This is a genomic window from Paeniglutamicibacter sp. GQ140, assembly GCF_059759235.1.
This window is the reverse complement of sequence record NZ_JCAXDW010000006.1, coordinates 222765-243319: the sequence shown is the minus strand read 5'-3', so window position 1 is coordinate 243319 and position 20555 is coordinate 222765. Positions and strand designations below refer to the sequence as shown.

Annotated in this window: 18 protein-coding genes; 11 read left to right on the top strand and 7 right to left on the bottom strand. The window is 67.3% G+C overall.

The genetic code is table 11. The annotated features are described in order from the left end of the window. Nucleotides 1–76 precede the first annotated feature (76 nt). Complete coding sequence (locus AC6CHY_RS11045; RefSeq protein WP_217390646.1) at nt 77–823, top strand: glutamine amidotransferase; 747 nt, start codon at nt 77–79, stop codon at nt 821–823. Here the strand turns inward: AC6CHY_RS11045 and AC6CHY_RS11040 are convergent. After that, entirely contained in the window at nt 820–1392 is a 573-nt protein-coding gene (locus AC6CHY_RS11040; RefSeq protein ID WP_498226722.1) for a YdeI/OmpD-associated family protein, read from the bottom strand. The two genes, AC6CHY_RS11045 and AC6CHY_RS11040, sit on opposite strands and share 4 nt — an antisense overlap. Before the next feature lie 81 nt (nt 1393–1473). Here AC6CHY_RS11040 and AC6CHY_RS11035 point away from each other — a divergent pair, with 81 nt between their 5' ends. From AC6CHY_RS11035 to AC6CHY_RS11025, 3 genes are read left to right on the top strand one after another with little or no spacing between them, the layout of a single operon-like run. Then, on the top strand, nt 1474–1632 hold the full coding sequence (locus AC6CHY_RS11035; RefSeq protein WP_217390644.1) for a ribbon-helix-helix domain-containing protein: 159 nt from the start codon (nt 1474–1476) through the stop codon (nt 1630–1632). Further along, complete coding sequence (locus AC6CHY_RS11030) at nt 1632–2342, top strand: hypothetical protein (RefSeq protein WP_498226721.1); 711 nt, start codon at nt 1632–1634, stop codon at nt 2340–2342. The genes AC6CHY_RS11035 and AC6CHY_RS11030 overlap by 1 nt, the downstream gene beginning before the upstream one ends. 29 nt (nt 2343–2371) lie before the next feature. Then, a complete protein-coding gene (locus AC6CHY_RS11025; RefSeq protein WP_217390642.1) occupies nt 2372–3481 on the top strand; it encodes an oxidoreductase in 1110 nt (369 codons plus the stop codon). 103 nt (nt 3482–3584) lie between these two features. On the opposite strand, the gene AC6CHY_RS11020 is transcribed toward AC6CHY_RS11025, so the two are convergent. Beyond that, entirely contained in the window at nt 3585–4937 is a 1353-nt protein-coding gene (locus AC6CHY_RS11020; protein ID WP_217390641.1) for an MFS transporter, read from the bottom strand. Between the two features lie 42 nt (nt 4938–4979). After that, nucleotides 4980–6215 carry a M20 metallopeptidase family protein gene (locus AC6CHY_RS11015; protein WP_217390640.1) on the bottom strand — a complete coding sequence of 412 codons (1236 nt, stop codon included), beginning with the start codon at nt 6213–6215 and terminating at the stop codon, nt 4980–4982. A gap of 161 nt (nt 6216–6376) precedes the next feature. On the opposite strand from AC6CHY_RS11015, the gene AC6CHY_RS11010 reads away from it, so the two are divergent. Continuing rightward, nucleotides 6377–7363, top strand: a complete 987-nt coding sequence (locus AC6CHY_RS11010; protein WP_217390639.1) for an Lrp/AsnC family transcriptional regulator — start codon at nt 6377–6379, stop codon at nt 7361–7363. A gap of 99 nt (nt 7364–7462) precedes the next feature. Here the strand turns inward: AC6CHY_RS11010 and AC6CHY_RS11005 are convergent, their stop codons facing one another. After that, the gene (locus AC6CHY_RS11005) at nt 7463–8947 is read right to left on the bottom strand and encodes an MDR family MFS transporter (protein ID WP_217390638.1); all 1485 of its coding nucleotides are present in this window, start codon (nt 8945–8947) and stop codon (nt 7463–7465) included. A 116-nt stretch (nt 8948–9063) separates the two neighbouring features. On the opposite strand from AC6CHY_RS11005, the gene AC6CHY_RS11000 reads away from it, so the two are divergent. Next, on the top strand, nt 9064–9603 hold the full coding sequence (locus tag AC6CHY_RS11000; RefSeq protein WP_217390637.1) for an NUDIX hydrolase family protein: 540 nt from the start codon (nt 9064–9066) through the stop codon (nt 9601–9603). Nucleotides 9604–9622: 19 nt separating this feature from the next. Here the strand turns inward: AC6CHY_RS11000 and AC6CHY_RS10995 are convergent, their stop codons facing one another. Further along, a complete protein-coding gene (locus AC6CHY_RS10995; RefSeq protein WP_217390636.1) occupies nt 9623–10693 on the bottom strand; it encodes an FUSC family protein in 1071 nt (356 codons plus the stop codon). A 172-nt stretch (nt 10694–10865) separates the two neighbouring features. Between AC6CHY_RS10995 and tgt the strand changes: the two genes are divergently transcribed. Next, nucleotides 10866–12167 (top strand): tRNA guanosine(34) transglycosylase Tgt, encoded by a 1302-nt coding sequence (gene tgt, locus AC6CHY_RS10990; protein WP_217390635.1) that lies wholly within the window; start codon nt 10866–10868, stop codon nt 12165–12167. A gap of 16 nt (nt 12168–12183) precedes the next feature. Here tgt and AC6CHY_RS10985 read toward each other — a convergent pair whose 3' ends face one another. Together AC6CHY_RS10985 and AC6CHY_RS10980 are read right to left on the bottom strand one after the other, a co-directional pair. After that, nucleotides 12184–12774, bottom strand: coding sequence for a DUF4126 domain-containing protein (locus AC6CHY_RS10985; RefSeq protein WP_217390634.1), 591 nt, complete (start codon nt 12772–12774; stop codon nt 12184–12186). A 194-nt stretch (nt 12775–12968) separates the two neighbouring features. Further along, on the bottom strand, nt 12969–13694 hold the full coding sequence (locus tag AC6CHY_RS10980) for a queuosine precursor transporter (RefSeq protein ID WP_217390633.1): 726 nt from the start codon (nt 13692–13694) through the stop codon (nt 12969–12971). 291 nt (nt 13695–13985) lie between these two features. Here AC6CHY_RS10980 and AC6CHY_RS10975 point away from each other — a divergent pair, with 291 nt between their 5' ends. The 4 genes from AC6CHY_RS10975 to AC6CHY_RS10960 all read left to right on the top strand — a co-directional run bounded on the left by AC6CHY_RS10975 (nt 13986) and on the right by AC6CHY_RS10960 (nt 20128). Then, nucleotides 13986–14633 (top strand): TetR/AcrR family transcriptional regulator, encoded by a 648-nt coding sequence (locus tag AC6CHY_RS10975; protein ID WP_217390632.1) that lies wholly within the window; start codon nt 13986–13988, stop codon nt 14631–14633. Nucleotides 14634–14812: 179 nt separating this feature from the next. Then, nucleotides 14813–15469, top strand: coding sequence for a hypothetical protein (locus tag AC6CHY_RS10970; RefSeq protein WP_217390631.1), 657 nt, complete (start codon nt 14813–14815; stop codon nt 15467–15469). Between the two features lie 80 nt (nt 15470–15549). Next, nucleotides 15550–16374, top strand: coding sequence for a bifunctional hydroxymethylpyrimidine kinase/phosphomethylpyrimidine kinase (gene thiD, locus AC6CHY_RS10965; RefSeq protein ID WP_217390630.1), 825 nt, complete (start codon nt 15550–15552; stop codon nt 16372–16374). A gap of 466 nt (nt 16375–16840) precedes the next feature. After that, entirely contained in the window at nt 16841–20128 is a 3288-nt protein-coding gene (locus tag AC6CHY_RS10960) for a S8 family peptidase (RefSeq protein ID WP_217390629.1), read from the top strand. Nucleotides 20129–20555 lie beyond the last annotated feature (427 nt).

Sequence of the window (20555 nt, the reverse complement as noted above, 5' to 3'; positions counted from 1 at the left end):
GACTAGACCGGGATGGCCCCGGACAGAAGGGGGTGCCGCATCTTGCGCGCGGGTCCGCTGGACGTAGACTGCAGCCATGGGCCGCTTCATCCTGGTTTCCACGCGGGAACACGACCTCGCGGCGTCCGACGAGGTGCGCGGTGTCCTGGACGCGAGCGGATTGGCACCCGATGCGCTGCGCGTCATCCGGCTGGACCGCGAGCCGTTGGGACCCCTTGGCGCCCTGGGCCTGGACGACTGCCCGGGCATCATCCTGGGAGGCAGCCCCTTCAACGCCTCGGACCATCCGTCCACGAAGTCAGCGACGCAGCAAAGGTGCGAGGCCGACTTGTCCAGGCTGCTCGACGTGCTGGTGGCCGAGGACTTTCCCTTCCTGGGTGCCTGCTACGGCGTGGGCACCCTCGGCATCCACCAGGGAGGGAGGATCGATACGCGCTTCGGCGAACCGGTGGGCACCTCGCGCATCAGGCTCACCGGCCAGGGTCGCCGAGATCCGCTGCTGGCCGGGCTCCCCGCTGAATTCGATGCCTTCGTGGGGCACAAGGAGGCCGTCTCCGAGCTGCCGGCAGCGGCGGTGTTGCTGGCCGATTCGGCTGCCTGTCCCGTGCAGATGTTCAGGGTCAAGACGAATCTCTATGCCACCCAGTTCCATCCCGAGCTGGACCCCGCCGGGCTGGCCCAGCGCATCATGATCTACCGCGATGCGGGCTATTTTCCCCCGCAGGACGCCCAGCGGCTGCACGACGAGGCGCTGGCCGCCCTCGTGGAGTGGCCGGCACTGATCCTGCGCAACTTCGTGCGGCGCTATGGGGCCGAAAGCTAGAAGATCCCTTGCCCGGCATCGAGCCGGGCCACGTAGTCGGCGATCTTCCTCCGTCGGGTCTCATCCCCCCTGACGGTGTGCAACCGGTAGTAGATGGCGAATCGCTCGCTGGCGCCGAGGGCTGCCAGCGTTTCTTGCGCCCGCGGAAATCCGGAAACCGCCTCGAGGAAATCGGCGGGAAGCTGCGCCGATGCCTGCCCCGCATAGGCTTCGTCCCACCTCCCGTCGGCCTTGGCCGCCTGAACCGCGGCGGCCCCCGCCGGCTGAATCAGGCCGACGGCCTCCAGCCGCTGGACGTGTTCCACGTTCCTGGCGGACCACTTGCTGCGCGCGGTGCGCGGGGTGAATCTGTTGGTGAAGCTGTGCTCGTCGCGGGCGTTGCGCTGGCCGTCGATCCAGCCAAAGCACAGGGCCTCGTCCAGCGCCTGCGCGTAGGTCAGGCTTGTGGTGGTTCCGCCTTTCTTGTGCAGCACCAGGTTCACGCCCGGATGGCTGGCGTGGTGCTCCTGCAGCCAGGCGCGCCACGCGGCGGCATCGGGCACCAACAGTTCCTCCAGGGGGATCGCCATGGACCCATCATTCCACCGGCCGCCGGGGGCTGCCAGCCGTGGCCTTGTGGCAGCGGCGGCTATATTGCTAGCATCCGTTGCATGGCAGCGAACAGAGACGAACACAGCGACAAGATCCAATTCAACGTCTACCTTCCGGCGCCGCTGGTGCGCCGCGTGAAGCACGCCGCCGTCGATGACGGCAGCAGCCTTTCCGCCTTCGTGGAAAAGGCCCTTGCCGAGTACCTGGAGCGACACTGATGTTGCGCGTGCGGCCCGTGGTGAAAACCGGGCACGCCGCTGCCTGGGCCGAGCTGTTGCTGGCCCTCGGACTTGCCGAATTGCCGCACGAGCCCTCCGGGGAACGGTGCTTTGCCGCTGGCTCCGGACGCGTTCTCCTCCGTACCGCGACCTCCTTCGCCATCGAGCTGGGTTTCGAGGTGCGCGACCTGGAAAGGTTCGCGCAGTGGACCCGCAGCGACGGCACCGGGGTATTGGTTCGCGATGCGGCACACGGGCCCGTCGGCCACCTCGCCGCGCCCGACGGGCTGGCGTTCACCGCCACCCCGGTGGACGCCCGGCTCACCGCCGGCTCGGGGCCCGCGGCCCCGGGCTCGTTCGGCGTGCTGGCGGTGTGGCACACCCCGGACGTGCCGGGCTCCGCGCAAACGCTGCGGAACATTGGCGCGATCCAATCCCCCGGCGGCTCCGGCGGGACCGGCGCGCATTTCCGGGCCAAGCACGGCGGGTTCGTGGATCTGCGTGCCGCGGATGCCGCCGGGGTCGGACTGGAACTTGGCATCGGGGGCGAGGCCGGGGAACTTGCCTCGAGGTTGGCGGCCGGCGGGCACCAGGCGCGTTTCGCCGCGAGGCCGCACGGCCGGATGCTGCTGGTGCGGCACCCCGATGGCCGGGACCTGGCGATTGCCGAACGCCGCCACCATGCGGACGGCAGGGCGCCGCGGGAATAGCCCGGGCGCGGCACCGGTTGCCACCGGGCATGAGCAAACTCTTCACGCCGGTCCGACTTGCCGCCCCCGAGGGCCCGGGCCTGACGCTCCGGAACCGCACCGTGCTGGCACCCATGTGCCAGTACTCCGTCACCAATCTCGACGGCGTCCCCCACGCCTGGCACCTGGCCCATCTGGGCGCCCGCGCCGCGGGAGGCTTCGGGCTGGTCTTCACCGAGGCGGCCGCCGTCACCGCCCAGGGCCGCATCAGCGACAGGGACGCAGGCATCTGGAACGACGCCCAGGCACAGGCGTGGGCACCGATCGTCGAGTTCATCCACTCCCAGGGCGCGGCGGCCGGCATCCAGCTGGCCCACGCCGGGGCCAAGGCCTCGACCCATGCCTGGCTGCCGGAGCCGACGGCCGCCGGACAGGTCGGCAGCCTCGGCGGGCCCGATGGCGGCTGGGAAACCATCGGCCCCTCGGAGACCGAGGTCTTTGGGCTCGACTCCCCGCTCGCCATGACCGACGGGCAGATCGCCGCCTCGATCGCGGACTGGGCCGATGCCGCACGTCGTGCCGACGCCGCGGGGTTTGACGTCATCCAGATCCACGCCGCCCACGGCTACCTGATCCACCAGTTCCTCTCCCCGCTGGCCAACGACCGCACGGATGGATACGGGGGAAGCTACGAGAACCGCACCCGGTATGCGCGCGAGGTGATCACCGCGGTGCGTGCGGCCTGGCCGGCACACAAGCCGCTGGCCATCCGCCTCTCCGGGGACGACTGGGTCGAGGGCGGGTGGAGGATCGCGGACACCGCACGCTTCGCCGCCGAGGCCTTCGCACTGGGCGTCACCGCCTTCGACCTCTCCAGTGCCGGGATCGGCAAGTACCACGGGCCGAGCGGACCGGGCTTCCAGGTGCCGCTGGCCACGGCCGTCAAGCAGGCCGTCCCGCAGGCCTTCGTGAGCGCGGTGGGCATGGTCAACGACCCCTCGCAGGCCGAGCAGGTGCTGGTCACCGGCGCCGCGGACGGGGTGTCGATCGGCCGTGCGGCGCTGAAGAACCCGAACTGGCCCGCGGTGGCCGCCGCCGAGCTGGGGGTGCCGCGCGAGCAGGTGCCCTTCGCGGCGCAGTACTGGCGCGCCCACTGGTAGACGCGCCCGCGCCGCCATGCAAAAGGTGCGGGCCGTCCGGGAGGGGATTCCCGGACGGCCCGCACCTTTCTTGCGGGGTTACGGCAGTGCGCTTGCTCGGTGGCTAGCCGCGCAGGTCCTTGCCCACGGACTCCGGCATTTTGTAGATGGTGAGCGCGCTGATCAGCAGCAGGACGATGGAGTAGACCGCAAACACCGTTCCGCCGGCGGGGATGCCGAACCAGGCGTTGAACCCGGCCTGCAGGAAGGCAGCGGTGCCACCGAAGGCCGCCACGGCGATTGCGTAGGGGATGGCCACGCCGATGGTGCGGATGGCGGTGGGGAACAGCTCGGCGTAGACGGCCGGAACGATCGAGGCGGAGGCGGCGATGAAGATGAGCATCACCGACATCGCGATGAACAGCTGCCAGGCCTCGCCGCGCACCAGGGATGACATCGGGAACTGCAGGGCCGCGGCACCCAGGGCCGAGATCAGCAGGACCGGACGACGGCCGATGCGGTCCGAAAGCTTGCCCCAGAACGGCAGGGCCGTCATGAACACCAGGTTGGCGGCGACGCCGGTCCACAGCGCGGTGGCCGGATCCATCTTCAGGTTGGCGATCGCGTAGGCAGGGGTCGACACGGACCAGATGTAGTAGACGACGGTCAACCCGACGGTCAGTCCGATGACCCGCAGGGCCTGGCGCCAGTTGGCCATGATCTGCGAGATGACCGAGGGGCCCTTGGTGGCGGCCGTGGCCTTGGCCGACTTCTGCTCCTCGAACTGCTCGGTTTCCTTCAACCGCGAGCGCATGACCAGGGTGTACAGGCCCATCAAGGCACCGACGGCGAAGGGGATGCGCCAGCCGAAGGCGCCCATCTGTTCCTTGGTCAGCGTAATGGTCAGGATCGCGCCGAGCAGGGTGCCCGCAACGATTCCGGCGGTTCCGGAGAAGTACATCAGCGTGGAGTAGAACCCGCGCTTCGGGGCCGGGGCCACCTCGGCGAGGTAGGTCTGCGCGCTGGGCATCTCGCCGCCGTGCGCCAGGCCCTGCAGCAGGCGGGCCACCAGCAGGATCAGCGAGGCGCCGGCTCCGATGCTTGAGTAGGTCGGGGTGATCGCGATGATCAGCGAGCCGACCGAGGCCAGGCCCACGGCCATGGTCATGGCCGCCTTGCGCCCGACCTTGTCGCCGATCAGGCCGAAGAAGGCGCCGCCGAAGGGGCGGGCCACGAAGCCGACGGCAAAGATCGCCATGGTGGCAAGGAACGCGGAGGTCGGGTCGGCCTTGGAGAAAAGCTGGCCGGAAATGAAGGAGGCGAAGGTGGCGTAGATGGCCCAGTCGAACCATTCCACGGCGTTGCCGGCGCCAATGCCCAGCAGGGTCTTGGCGGTTGACTGTCCGGGGGTCCCGTGCGGGACCTGTCCGGTGCCTTGGGTGTTGCCGGCCGGGGCCAGCTGTTCCTTGATGCTCATGGGAGTTGGATCCTAGATCTGTGTGGGAGTGGGGGGCGGGAGTTAGTGTGAAGCCAGGGAAGCGAGCTTGGCGGTGGCCAGCTGCGTGTAGAGCGCGGTACCGCGACCCAACACCGAATCGTCAAAACGTGCATACGGGGAGTGGTTGTAGGCGGCGGATGCACCATCCCCACCGGGAGCCAGCGCGGAGAGGAAGATGAAGGCGCCGGGAACCTCGTTCAGCACCCGGGAGAAGTCCTCCGAGCCGGCCAACGGACTGGCCATGGCGGCAAAGGAATCGGGCCCATAGAGTTCGCGCACCGCATCCGCCGCAAAATGCGTTTCCGCCTCGGTGTTGATCGTGGTGGGGTACTCGGTGCGGTATCCGACCTCAACCTCCAGCCCGTGGGCCCGGGCGATGCCCTGGAGCAGTGCGGGAACCGCGGCCTGGAGCTTCTCGTGGCTGGCGTTGCTGAAGGAACGGATGGTCGCCTCGAAGTAGGCGGTTTCCGGGATGATGTTGCGCACCGTTCCTGCCCGCAACACGCCAACGGAAATGACCACCGGGTCAAAGATGTCGAATTGGCGGGTGACCATGACCTGAAGGGCTGTCACCATTTCCGCGGCGGCAGTGACCGGGTCCTTGGCGGCGAAGGGTGCAGAGCCGTGCCCGCCGGCGCCGCGCACCGTCACGAACAATCCGTCGGACGCGCTCATCACCGCACCTGGCTTGGCGGTGAAGACGCCGGTGGATCCCATCGAGCTCATCACGTGCAGCCCGAAGGCCGCATCCACCTTCTTCCCGCTGGCCTCCAGCACGCCCTCGCGCACCATGTGGCCCGCCCCGTCCCAGCCTTCCTCGCCGGGCTGGAACATCAGCACCACGTCCCCTGCAAGGGAGTCGCGGCGTTCGGCCAACAGGGTTGCGGCTCCGGCCAACATCGCGGTGTGCATGTCATGCCCGCAGGCATGCATGGTGTCCCCGGTCTGCGAGGCGAATTCGACACCGGACTTTTCTGCCAGCGGCAGTCCGTCCATGTCACCGCGCAGCAGCACCGTCGGGCGCTCGCCGGCAGGCCCATTGGACGCTCCGCCGCGCAACACCGCCGTCACGGAGGTGAGGTCGGTTCCCAGGGAAATCTCATAGCCCAGGGGTTCAAGCCACTGCAACACACGCTCCTGGGTGCGCGGCAGCTGCAGCCCGATTTCGGGCTCGCGGTGCAGCGCATGGCGCAGGCGGGCGATCTCCGGAAGGAGTTCGCTTGCGTCCTGCAGGATTGCGGTGGTGGCGGTGCTCATGCCGTGTGGTCTCTTCCCAAGGGTCCAGCGCCCACCGATTGGTGCGCTGTATCACTATCGATCGTGGGGCACTGTCGGGATAATGGAGGAAGATTCACGGATAATTGCACAAGGTGGCCTTCAAACCACGATTTTGTGCGCACGCGAAAAAAGGGGTCCCGATGGAGCTGCCGGTCGAGGACCTGCAATTGGTGCATGCGCTGCAGATCGCGCCGCGGGCCAGCTGGGCCGAGCTGGGGTCGATCCTCGGGCGGCACCCCGCGACGATCTCCGCCCGCTGGACTCGGTTGCGCGAGGACCGCATGGCCTGGATCCTGGGGCACCTGGGCGGCCACCCCGAACAGCACTGCACCGCCTTCGTCGACGTCGTGGCTGATCCGGCACGGGTCGATGAGGCGCGCGTTGACCTCTGCGCGATCTCGGAGGTGCTCACGGTGGATGATGCGACCAGCAGTGCCGACTTCCGGCTCACCTGCCTGGCCGCCGACTGGCTCACCATGGCCCGGGAGGTGCTGCCGCGCATCCGCGGGGCCCGCGGCGTCCAACGCACCAAGGTCTCGCTGTGCACCAAGCTCTATGCCACCGGAAACGTATGGCGCCTGGATGTCCTGTCCCCCGCGCAGCAGGCCCAGCTGCAACGCCTCAACCAGCCACCGCTGGCGCAGCCGACTATCATCCCCGCCACGTTCTGGCCCATGCTCCGGGTGCTGATGCGCGATGGCCGGGCCACCGCCTCGGAGATCGCCCTGGCCACCGGCCAGCACCCCTCCACCACGGGCCGTGCGCTGAGAACCGCGTTGGAGACCGGCATGGTGACCATGCGTTGCGAACTGGCAAGCCACTACACCGGCTACCCCCTGACGGTGCAATGGTTCGCGAGGGTTCCAGCGGGCACTGCGGACACCGTTGCAGCCTTCCTGATGGAGCATCGGACGCTGCGCCTTTGCGCCTCAACCACGGGCGCGGCGAACATGACGTTCATGATGCAGCTGCGCACCCCGGCGGACATCGCCGACATCGAGGCCAGGCTCGCCGCCAAGGTCCCCGGTGTCGACATCATCGAGGCCTGCGTGGGCGTACATGCGTTCAAGCGCATGGGCTGGATGCTGGATCCGGAGGGGCGTCCCACCGGTGAGGTCGTCACCTGATCCGGGCCGGGAAGGGCCGCCTTAAGTGACGATTCCCCGGCCATCCCCCGAAACGGGGAATGGCCGGGGAATCGTTTCACGTCAACGAGGCGCCAGGTCCTAGTGCGCGTGCTCCGCTGCCGTGGCAGGGGCAGGCTCCTTGGCCTTGGTCAGGAAGAGCGCGATGACCACCATGCCCACGGCACAGACCGAAGCCACCAGGAAGCCGGCGGAGAACCCGTCGATCTGGGCCTGGATGGGATCCGTGCCGGCTGCGGCGCCTGCGCCGATCCGCGAGGCCAGGACTCCTACGAGCAATGCGGTGCCGGCCGCGCCGCCCAACTGCTGCAGGGTGGAAAGCACCGCGGAGCCGTGGGAGTGCAGCGAATGCGGCAGCGGGTTCAATGCCGTGGTGAACGCCGGGGTGAAGATCAGCGACAGGGCCAGGGACATGGTCAGGTGCAGGGCGATGATCACGCCGATGGCGGTCTCGGCGCCCAGCAGTTGCGAGTAGCCAAAGAGCACCAGGACCAGGATCACTGTCCCGGGAATCATCAGCGGGCGCGGGCCGACCCGGTCGAAGATCCGGCCCACGAACGGTGCCAGCAGGCCCATGAGCAGGCCGCCGGGCAGCAGCATCAGGCCGGTGGCAAGCGTGTCCAGGCCGCGCACGTTTTGCAGGTACATCGGCAGCAGGATGATCACGCCGAAGAGCGCCACCATGGCCAGCACCATCAGCGACAGCGACAGCGTGAACGGACGGTAGGTGAAGGTGCGCAGGTCAAGCAGCGCACGGTCCTTCTTTTGCAGGCGCAGCTGCAGCATCGTGAAGGCCACCAACGCGAGAACCGCGACCACCAGAATGCCCAGCGTCTGCGTATCCAGCCCGTTGGCCGAGAGGCGGCTGAGCCCGAAGACCAATCCGCCGAAGGCGGGGATGGAGAGGATCACCGAGGGAATCGACAGCGGCATGGTGGACGCCTCGGCAACCTTGTTCAACCGCGGTGCCCCGATAAACAGGGCGGCCAGGGCGATCGGCGCGACGATCAGGAACATGAAGCGCCAGTTCAGGAACTGCAGGATGAGTCCCGAAACCGTTGGGCCGATGGCCGGTGCCACGGAAATCACGATGGACACGTTGCCCATGATGACACCGCGCCGGTTGGCCGGCACCAGGTCAAGGACCGTGGTCATCAGCAGCGGCATCATGATCGCGGTGCCGGAGGCCTGGATGACGCGGGCGGCCAGCAACACGCCGAAGCCGGGGGCCGCGGCGGCCAGCAGCGTGCCCAGGGAGAACAGCCCCATGGCCAGCATGAACACCCCGCGGGTGCTGAAGCGCTGGAGCAGGAAGCCGGTGGCTGGGATGACCACTGCCATGGTGAGCATGAAGATTGTCGCAAGCCACTGGATGGCTTCCTCGCTGACCTGGAACTCGTGCATGAGCACCGGCAGCGCCACGTTCATGATCGTTTCGTTAAGGATCACCACGAACGCGGAAACGATCAGCACCGTGATGGTGGCCAGATCCTTGGGGTTGAGTTTGGTGCCGGTCACGGGTAGTGGCCTCTTCCATGAAAAGTGTGGATGGATGGTTCCGAACATTTCATTCTAGCTTCGGGGGCCCCCGGTTGATTCCCGGAAATGAAAAACATGCCATGAATTACACAACACGGTCCGCTACGTGGCCAGCCGACCCGCAGATGGGCCAAGATGGATGCATGAACGTTCGCACTCCGGATCCCAATCCCGGCTGGCTGTCCGACGAGGACCTCTATGAGGCCCGCGCCCGGCTGCCCATGCTCTACATCGAAGCCATCCCGGTGCGCCTGGATCCGCTCGGCTATGTCATGGAGATCGGCCTGCTGCTAACCGCCGATCCCGAGGGGCGGATGCTGCGCACCTTCGTCTCAGGCCGGGTGATGTACCGGGAGACCATCCGTGCGGCGCTGACCCGCCACATTGAAAAGGACCTGGGGCCCATGGCGATGCCGCAGCTGCCGCCGTGCCCGGCCCCCTTCACCGTGGCCGAGTACTTCCCGTCCCCCTCGGAGACCGGATTGACCGACGAACGGCAGCACGCGGTGGCCCTGGCCTACATCGTGCCGGTGCGCGGGGAATGCTCGCCGCGCCAGGACGCACTGGAACTGACCTGGCTCACGCCGGAGGAGGCGCTGAGCCCCAATATCCAGGAAGAGTTCGCCGGCGGTCGGGAAAACCTGGTCCGCCAGGCGCTCGCCCACGTCGGATACGTCCGCTGACAAGGTTCGGCGCCGCCTGCTAGCCGAGTTTGGGCAGCAGACGGCGCCGGAACCAGGCGCCGTAGACCGAACCGATCACCACCACCGCCATGCCGACCAGGGCGCCGATGATGGTCTCAAGCATCCGGTCGTAGAGCAGCGCAGTGTTCAGCCCCGTCCCGACGGAGACGCCCACCAGCGCCAGCGGGGTCACGAAGATCTGGGCCAGGAAATAGTTGCGGGCGATGAACATCTCGGCCGCGAACTGCAGCAGCCCGATCATGCCCAGCAGTACCCAAACGGGCGGCGCGAAGGCGATGACCGCCGCCATCAACACCAGACCGGTGACCGTGCCGAGGATGCGGTGGATGCCGCGGCGCACGCGGTGCCGGGTGGTGTGCCCCACCAGCGGCACGACCGCCGCCACCATGGCCCAGTAGCTATGCCCGGTGGACAGCGCGGGGGCCAGCAGGTTGGCAATGGAACCGGCCAGTCCCGCGGCGAGCAGGTACAGCAACGCCTCGTTCCAGATTGCAAGGCGCACCGTCCGAGACAGGGGTGCCGGGGCGGCGTGGGGCCCCCAGGAAGCACCCCTGGCAAAGAGCATCCCGGAAAAGCCGACAGCGACCGCGAACAGCACCGCCACCAGGGCGGCGGCCATGGATTCGGCCAACGGCGGCTGGTGCGGCATGGAGGCGATGGCCGCGAAGGCGAAGATGTGGAAGAGCGATCCGCCGGGGCGCAATTGCAGGAACCCGGTGACAACCGAACAGATGCCGGAAACCACGGTGGTCAGCCCCACGACCATCCAGGCACTCGACGCCGGGTCGTCGTGGTTGACCAGGTAGTGCGAGGACAGCGCGGCGGCGAGGATCACCGCGAGGAACAGGCCTCCGGCCTTGGCCTGGGCCACCAGACGGTTCGCGTAGCCGGGCACCCGGCCGTACACGCCGGTGAACGCGCCAAAGATCACGAACACCATCAGGTCCAGCCGGTCGATGGCCAACAGGCCAAAGAGCGGCACGAAGATGCCAATGGCCGTGCGCAACGCGATCCAGTGGTCGTTGTTTGACGGCCCCAGGGTCAGCAACCCCTCAATGTACTTGCCCATGCCCGTGGTTGATCGCCGCTCTCTTGGTCCCGCGCTGTCTGATGCCACCCTCCAACGCTACGCGGCGCATCGGCACGACGGCGGCTCTTGTGAGGGAACGAATAGTCCCTGGTGAGCCAAGGCACGCACCCCGTTTTGCCGCCCGGCCGGGGACATGCGGCACACTTGATAGGTGCCCAACGATTCTTTTGATGCCGCTGTACCCCATCCGCGCCAGTCCGACTTTTCCTTTGAGGTCGGCACCCGCCTGAGCAATGCCGACGGTTCGGCGTCAAACGGCCGCACCGGCGTTATCACGACCCCCCACGGGCAGATCAAGACCCCGGCGTTCATTGCCGTGGGCACCAAGGCCACGGTCAAGGCCGTCCTGCCCGAATCCGTGGCGCAGCTCGGCGCCCAGGCCGTGCTGGCCAACGCCTACCACCTCTACCTTCAGCCGGGCTCCGACATCCTCGATGCAGCCGGCGGACTGGGCAAGTTCATGAACTGGTCCGGACCCACCTTCACCGATTCGGGCGGATTCCAGGTCATGAGCCTGGGCTCGGGATTCAAGAAGGTCATCGACATGAAGTCCGTGGACCAGTCGGGCCCCGACGACGCGGTGGCCCCGGGCAAGGAACGCCTGGCCAACGTGGATGACGACGGCGTCTGGTTCAAGAGCCATATCGACGGCACCAAGCACCGTTTCTCCCCGGAGATCTCCATGAAGGTCCAGCACGAGATCGGCGCCGACATCATGTTCGCCTTCGACGAGCTGACCACCCTCCAGAATTCCCGCGGCTACCAGGTCGAGTCGCTCGAGCGCACCCGGCTGTGGGCGCAGCGCTGCGTGGCGGAGCACTTCAACCTCACGGATTCCCGTATAGGCAAGGACTACCAGGCGCTCTTCGGCGTGATCCAGGGCGCCCAGTACGAGGACCTGCGCCGTCAGGCCTGCCGGGACCTGGGGGCCATGGCCTTTGACGGCTTCGGCATCGGCGGGGCACTGGAGAAGGAGAACCTGGGCACCATCGTGGGCTGGTGCGCCGAGGAACTTCCCGAGAACAAGCCGCGGCACCTGCTGGGCATCTCCGAACCCGATGACATCTTCACCGCCATCGAGAACGGGGCGGACACCTTCGATTGCGTCTCCCCCACCCGGGTGGCCCGCAACTCGGCGTTCTACACCCCGCACGGCCGCTTCAACCTCTCGGGGCAGCGCTACAAGAGGGATTTCACGCCCTTGTCCGAGGAATGCGACTGCTACACCTGCCAGAACTACACCCGTGCCTACATCCACCACATGTTCAAGGCCAAGGAACTGATCAGCCACACGCTGATCTCCATCCACAACGAGCGTTTCGTGGTGAAGATGGTCGACGACGCCCGGCTGGCCATCGAGGACGGCACCTTCCACGAGCTCAAGGAACGGGTCATGTCCCGCTACTACGCCGGGGCCCCCGATCCCCAGGGGTTGGAGACCGTCGCGGTCTGATCGTGGCGGCGGGACCCTAGCCCGCCGTTTCGGGGCGCCTTGACCGCAGCCTGCGCACCCCGATGAACAGCAGCACGGCCAGGCCCGCCGCGGCCACGAGCACCAGCACGGGAAGGGCGATGGCCAGCAGGCTCAGTCCCAGCGAGGCCCCGTCCTCCGCGGTGCTCACCACCGGGGCCGCGACCCCGGCCGTTCCCATGTTCAGCAGCGGCCTCGACCCGGACTTGAGCAGGTGGAAGACCAACGCGATCACCGCGCCAATGAGAAGCGGCACCCACTGTGCCGAGCCGAAGGTGTTCCCGGGGTCGGACACGGCCACGGTTTCGGCGCCCACGCCGGAGGCGAAGACGAGTCCCCCGGAAGCCGGGCGCACCACCGTTTGCAGCGCGTCGTTGACCGAGTCGACCAGCGGGATCTTGTCGGCGACGACCTCGATGAGCAGCAGCACCGCAAGGATGCCCAGGGCCCAGCCGTTGGAGAGCCAGCCCCAGCCGTCCGGCAGCGCCACCCACGAGGTGAAGCGGTTGAGCAGCCCCAGAACCAGCAGGGGGATGTATGCGTTCAGTCCCGCGGCCGAGCTCAGCCCGGCGGCCGTGAGTAGTTCCATGTGCCCAGACTAGGCCCAGCCGCGGTGCAAGTGCCGCAACGTGCCGGTGGCATTTTGGCCGAAGCTCCGCCGCGGAAAGGATGCGCACTGGGTCGCACAGCGCATCCACCCACGGGAAGGCATCGAAAGAGGCGGTGGCCCTTCGCCACGCACAGGCGAAGGGCCACCGCCCCCGAAAATGTTTTGCCGCGTGCCTACGCAGGGGTTCCCGGCGTCGCGGCCTGCAGCTCGTAGCTGGGCTCGCGGCGCTTGAACCAGCGGATGACAAGCGTTGTCACCGGCACGAAGAGGAACTCCACCGCCGTCTTGTAGACGAATCCGACCAGTACGTAGTTGGCGAACGTGGGCAGGTCCGTGATGCCGATGACGGTGGCGGCGATCGAACAGAAGATCAGCGTGTCGGCGAATTCGCCCACCCCGGTCGAGCCCATCAGGCGGCCCACCAGGCCGCGTTCGCCGAATCGTTCCTTCATCTTCACCAGGACCCAGGAGTTCAGGGTCTGCCCCACCAGGAAGCCGAGCAGCGAGGCCAGGACGATGAGCCAGACCGGGCCCAGCGTGCGTTCGAGGGCCGCCTGCCCGTCATACCATTCGGCCGCGGGCAGGTGGATCATGATCCAGAAACACAGCGTCGAGAAGGCCGCCAGCGCAAAGGTGGTGACGATGGCCCGCCGGGCAACCTTGAATCCGTAGACCTCGGAAATGACATCACCGAGGATGTAGGCCAGCGGGAAGAGGAAGAATCCGCCGTCGGTGACGATGGGGCCGAAGGTGACTCCCTTGGCCGCACCGACGTTGGAAAGGATGACCACGACGGCCATCAGTGCAAGCACGGTTGAAAAGTAGTGGCTCCCCGCAGACGCAAAAACGGCGCGCGATGCCTTCGGACGTTGTGTAGTTGAGGCGCTGTTTTCGCCCATGGTGATTCCCAATCGAAGAAGTGGTTCGCCAAGCCGATCCCGGAGCAACGATTTCCGCCGCGGTCGACGCATGGGGGGAAATCGGGGCCGTGGGGACCACTCGCTGTATTAGCACTTGAGATCCAAGTATCCCATGTCTTCCCGGCCGCCGTTTTGGCATTTTTGCATTCCCGGGGTCCTCCCGGGCGGTCCCGACCGGCATTTCACCGCCCACGGCCCGGAAATCGCAGTTTTGAACATGTTCAAAAATGGCTATGATGGACACTGACGCCGAGTGCGGAAGGGAGCGCCATGAGGAAGCCGACGGCAAAGAGCGCCCAGACCCGACAGCTGCTGCTGGACACGGCCATGGAGCTCTTCGCCACCAAGGGGTTCGCCGGGACCACGATGCGCTCAATTGCCACGGAATCCGGGCTTTCCCTGGGCAACGCCTACTACTATTTCGAGTCCAAGGACTCCATCGTCCACGAGCTGTTCCGGGAACTGCTCGAGGAGCACCGCGGGGCCACGTGGCCGCTGTTGGTGCCGGGAAACAACCTGGAGACGAACCTGCGCATTGCGCTGGACAAGGCCCTGGAAATCATGTCGCCTTTCCACGAGTTCGGGCCTGCGTTTATCCGCACGGCCTTCGCCGGATCCAACGCGGAACTCGGCCATGTCCAGCGAGCCCTCGAACTTGGCCTGTGGCGGCAGGTGGTGGCAGCCAGCAGGCCCCTGCCCCCGATGGCCATCCGCACGGATCTCCCCCAGCTGCTGTGGCTGATTCAACGGGGCATTTTCCTTTTCTGGGCGTATGACACCTCCCCCGGTGCCGGACGCAGCCATCGGCTCATCAAGAACGTCGCCCCGGTGGTCGCCCGTCTGGTCGTGCTCTCGCGCATGCCCGTTGTCCGCAGCATTCTCGATGACGTCCTATCACTGGTGCGCGCCGCGTCCTGACCCAAGCGGCCCCCGTATTGGCACACTGCCCAACGTGCCCCGGAATCCGCCGCCGCAGGCGTAGAGTCGGTCTTGACCCCTTGCGAGGGGCGCGAAAGCGCAACGGCCACCACGGATCGGCACGCTTTTGGCGTCCCAAGTCGTTTGTCCCTTGCCGTCCTTGGAACAGGAGCCGCCAGATGCCATTCGAGTCCACAAGCCTCCCCCCGTGGGTCCGCTCCTTTGCCCTGCTTCGCGACCGCACGGTCGTCCGTGACGAATCGGGACGACTGCAAAGCCGCTCCGAAGACGGAAGCAACCACGAAATCACCTGTGCCTGGCCCACGCCGGAGGGGCTCCCAGCCCTGCTGGGCGACCCCAACCTAACGGAGCACCGAGGACAAACGAGGCTGACATTCCTGGGCGCCCCCGACGAGGCGGTCGTCCGGGAACTTACCTCGCGGGGCTGGAGCCTGAGCGATCGGCGCGTACTGCTGGTCGCCCTGGCCAGCGACGTGGAGCAAGTGGTGTCGCTGCCGGAAACGGCAACCCTCTTCGAGGCCCCCATGGACGACTATGACGTGGTCGAAATTGCAGATTTCGATGCCCCGGCAGGCAGGGGACGGATCCGCTTCGGTGAGGGCTTTGCCCTGCTCGGCGATCCGAGCATCACCGCAACCTCGAACGTCGAGCAATTCCGTGCCGCGATCCTGGCGAACCTTGCTGCCATGGCGGACGGCCAGGGGCTGCCGGTCCTTTTCATGGTCACCAACGCGGACACCGCCGCCGGAACGCGCGCCGAGCGCGCAGCCGGCTGGTCCAACGCGACGCAACTGACCACCTTCACCAAGGCATAGTCTGCGCCCGGCCTGCCCGGCACGGGCCGTGCGCTCGCGTGCGGGTCGGCGGGTGCGGGAAACCACCCTAAAATGAATGCATGACTTCTGCCTCCACCGGGATCCGTCCCGCCGTTACCCTGACCATCGCCGGCTCCGAAGCAACCGGTGGCGCCGGCGCCCAGGCCGACCTCAAGACCTTCCAGGAACTGGGAACCTACGGGATCGTCGCATTGACCTGCATCGTCTCCTTCAATCCGAAGGACAACTGGAACCACCGCTTCGTGCCGGTCGAGGCGCAGGTGATCGCCGACCAGCTCGAGGCGATCCAGACCTGCTACGCCGACGACCTGAAGACCGTCAAGCTCGGCATGATGGGCTCGCCCGCCACCATCGACACGGTGGCGGCCGCGCTGAAGGACCAGGCATGGGACAACGTCGTGCTGGACCCGGTGCTGATCTGCAAGGGCCAGGAGCCGGGCCACGCCCTGGACACCGACGAGGCCCTGAAAACGAACCTGCTGCCGCTGGCCACATTCGTCACGCCCAACCACTTTGAGGCAGAGTCCCTCTCCGGGATGAGCATCAACAACGTCGAGGACCTGGCCGAGGCCGCCAAGAAGATCCACGCGATCTCCGGCGCGGCGGTGCTGGCCAAGGGCGGAATCCGCTTGGCCGGCAGCGAGGCCGTGGATGTGTTCTACGACGGCGAGACCCTCGAAGTGCTTTCGGCCCCGAAGGTCGGCGAAGTCGCCGTGTCGGGTGCCGGATGTTCGCTTGCCGCGGCCATCACCGCCGAGCTGGCCAAGGGCGAGACGCCGCTGCAGGCCGCACGCAACGCCAAGGCCTTTGTCACCGAGGGCATCAAGAACCGCGTTTCCTCCGCAGCCCCCTTCGACGCTTTGTGGCAGGGTGGCGCACGCTAGGGTTCAACGCCCCCACATTCGGTAAAACGCTGGTCCCGTGCACGCACGGGACCAGCGTTTATTGCGTTTTCCCCGGAAACGCTTCCGAAGCACAGGCACTCTGCCCGCGGGATGCTGCGGTGGCGTCCTTGCCCGATGCCAACCGCACCTTCCCGCGCGCAGTGCCGGCGCTACGGGCGGTGAGACTCCCCAAGAGATTCACCGACTGCACACAGGCTATCGATCGCTTCCGACACTTTGCCGCCGGGGCACGGAAACCTTACTGGTCACGGCGCCGCGGACGATGGGCAAGCCGGGCCGCGGGCCTTCCCGCCGGGTTTCAGGCAATTGCCAAGACATTTTTCGATAATTCTCAAACAACCCCTTGATATGTGCCGCGACTCACATAGTATGTGGCGTGGGACGGGCCCCGATAAGCGGTCAGGGGATTCTTCCCGCACCACTCTCACCTGAATCAAGGAGAACCATGTCCAACCCGCGTCGTCACAGACTTGCGCGGACGATCTTGGCTTCGGCCTCGGGGCTTGCCCTGGCCGTCACCATGTCCGTCCCTTCCCTTGCGGCACCTCCCACGATCGACCCTGCACCGGGTGCGGATTCGCCGTCCCTCGGCGGCCTTGCCCCCAAGGCACTGAAGAACCTGAAGGTCTCCGGGCCCCTGGCCCTGGCCAAGGGCGAGGTCTCCGTCTACGTGCAGTTCGAGGGCGAAGGCGCCTTCGAGGCCACCCAGCCGGACAGCGCCAAGGCCCCCCGCGGCAAATCGGTCAAGAACCCCGCCAAGGTCAAGGAAATCCGCGCCGGCATCACGGCCAAGGGCAAGGCCGCGGCCAAGGCCGCCAAGGCCGACGTCATATACACGACCACCAACTCCCTTCCGGGAGTGGCGCTGCGCGGGGACGCCGAGGCCTTGCGTGCCTTGGCCTCGCGCTCCGACGTCAAGAAGATCACCGCGATCGTGCCCAAGACGCAGGAGAACAAGAACGCCGACATCGACACCCGCGCCCTCGAGGCGTGGACCACGCTGCAGGAGACCGGCGAGGGTATCCGGATCGCGGTGCTGGACACCGGCATCGACTACACGCACGCCGGCTTCGGCGGCCCCGGCACGCTCCAGGCCTACACCGAGGCACAGTCCTCCAACGACCTGCCGGCCGCGGACTCCGGGCTCTACGACCCGGCCAAGTTCATCGGCGGCTGGGACCTGGTGGGCGACGACTACAACGCCGACCCGAGCGCACCCGACTACCAGCCGGTCCCACATCCCGATTCCAACCCGCTGGACTGCGCCGCGGCCGGACACGGCACCCACGTCGCCGGATCGGCCGCCGGCTTCGGAGTGAATGCCGACGGAACCACGTTCGACGGGGACTACACCACGCTCACCGCCGACGAGGTGGCGGGCATGCGCATCGGCCCGGGCAGCGCCCCCGAGGCCTCGCTCGTCGGCATCCGCGTCTTCGGCTGCGGCGGCTCCTCCGCCGTGGTCGGGCAGGCCCTGGACTTCGTCCTGGACCCCAACAACGACGGCAACTTCGATGACCGCGCCCAGGTCGTGAACATGTCACTCGGTTCGGACCACGCACCCGCGGACGACCCGGAAAACGACATCGTCAACGCACTGACGGATCTCGGCATCCTCTCGGTCGTGGCCTCCGGCAACGCCGGGGACGTCACCGACGTCGGCGGCTCGCCGGGCAACGCCCGCTCCTCGCTGACGGTGGCCAACTCCGTGGCATCCAGGGTCACCCTCGACGGCATCACCGTCAACGCACCGGCGGAAGCCGCAGGAAACGCCGCCGGCCAATACTCGGCCAACTTCAACTACACCGCAGCCGACCCGGCAACGCTGACCGGCGACGTCGTCATGGCACCGGAATCAAACGCCTTCGGCTGCTCCGCCTTCGAGCCCGGTTCCCTGACCGGCAAATGGGTCTGGCTGCAGTGGAGCGAGAACCTCGAGTTCCCCTGTGGCTCGGGCACCCGCTTCAACAACGCCGAGGCCGCAGGCGCCACCGGCGTCATCCTCGACTCCGAGGTCTCGGTCTTCGAGGCCGGCATCGCCGGCAACGCCACGATTCCGGGCGCCCAGTTCACCAAGGCCCACTCTGACCGGCTCCGCCCCTTCGCCGAGGCCGGAACGCTGAACCTCACCCTTGACCCGGCCCTGGTCGGCACGGCCGCGGCCGAATCCGGTCTCGGAGACACCCTGAATTCCTCCTCCTCGCGCGGCGTACACGGCTCGGAGGGCATCGTGAAGCCCGACGTCGCCGCCCCCGGAACACTCATCGGATCGGTCGGCGTCGGAACCGGCACCGGCCCGGCCGTCATGTCCGGCACCTCCATGGCAACCCCGCACACCGCGGGCATTGCCGCCCTGGTGGCGGGAAGCGGCGACTACACCGCACTGCAGGTCAAGTCGATCGTGATGAACACCGCGGCGGTGGACATCCTGGCCGCCAACGGCAAGGCCTACGGCCCCAACCGCGTCGGTTCCGGCCGGGTCGTGGCGGATGCCGCGATCAGCACGCCGGCCTACGCCTTTGCCACGGCAGACCCGGATCTGACCACCGTGGTCTTCGGGGTTGTCGAGGTGGACAAGACCAAGTACAAGGCGGCAAAGTCCATCACCGTGGTCAACAAGTCCGACGAGACCCAGACCTACAACGTGAAGTACGTCCCGGCCACCGAGATCCCGGGCGCGAGCTACAGCCTGGACCGCAGCAAGGTCACCCTCACGGCCGGGGCCAGCACCCAGGTCAAGGTCACCCTGAACGTGGATGCCCGCAAGTACGCCAAGACCATCGACCCGACCATGGACCGGACGCAGCTTGGCCTGCCGCGGGCCTGGGTCGCCGATGTCTCGGGCCGCGTGGAGCTGAGCAGCTCCAGCGCGCCGACGCTGCGCGTCCCGGTCCATGCGGCACCGAAGCTGGTGTCCGACATGGCGGCAAAGAGCATCAAGCTCGCCGCCGGCGCCACCTCCGGCACCATCGACCTTGCCGGCGATGACATCCGCGCAGGATCCGGCGACACCCAGGTGGTTTCGCTGGTTTCCGCCTTCGAGCACGGCGCCTCCTCGGACCGCCTGCCCGACAGCGCCGACGAGGTTCCCGGTGCCCGGGAGATGGACCTGCAGCACGTCGGTGCCGCCTCCACGGCACCCACTGCGGGAGCGGCCGACGGCCTGCTCAACTTCGGTGTCAGCACCTGGGGGAACTGGGCCCACCTGGCCGGCGCCACCGAGGTCGACATCGAGATCGACACCAACGGCGACGGGGTGGCCGACTTCGTCACCTTCAACACCTACGTCGACGAACTTGATGCCGACCTGGTGGCCACCTACAGCCTGCAGTCCTTCGAGCAGGTGGATCTGCAGCTGCTCAACGGGCTGACCGGTGATGTCGATTCCAACACCTTCGACACCAACGTGGCAGGCTTCCCGGTGTCCCTGGCGGCCCTGGGCCTGGAGGGGTCAAGCGCCCCGATTTCCTACCGCGTGAGCACGTATTCCTTCTACAACTCCGATGATTCCGGTGCCCTGGCCCCGGTGGACGAGACCGATTGGATCGGCTTCAATGCGATCGCCCCGGAATTGTCCTTCGCCGGTGCCGGAACCGTGTTTGCCGACCTCGACAAGAACAAGCTGACCGCCACCATCGCCTCGGCGACCACGGACGCCAAGGCACTGTTCCTGCACCTGCACAACGCCTCGGGCAACCGCGCCCAGGTGGTGGATGTCCAGGTGCGCAACTAACACGCAGTAACCATGCCGGGTGGAGACTCGGCACCCAGGGCGCGGTCCGGGGTTTGGGCAGTGGATTTCCTTTCACTCCCCTTCCCCCGGGCCGCGCCCTTCCGGTTGCCGGCGGTACCCGGGGCCAGGCTCGGACCCATTGATGATGTGCCGGTCTTCGAGGCCCTGCCCCGGCAGCTTCCCGCCGGTTCGGTGGCAGCCCACCGCGGCCCCGGAGTCGGCGCCCGGACGCACGTTTCCGGTCCCGACGAGCCATTGCCGGCCTTCAGCGTGACCAGGACGTTCATCGCCGCCGGCGTCCTGCGTGCCGTCGATGCCGGGCTGCTCACGCTCGCCGACCCTCTGGCCGCAAGCCAGGACCTTCCGGGGCCCCGTTCTCCACGCCCGCGGACCTGCTTGGCTTCGGAGACCCCTTTTCCGACTCCAC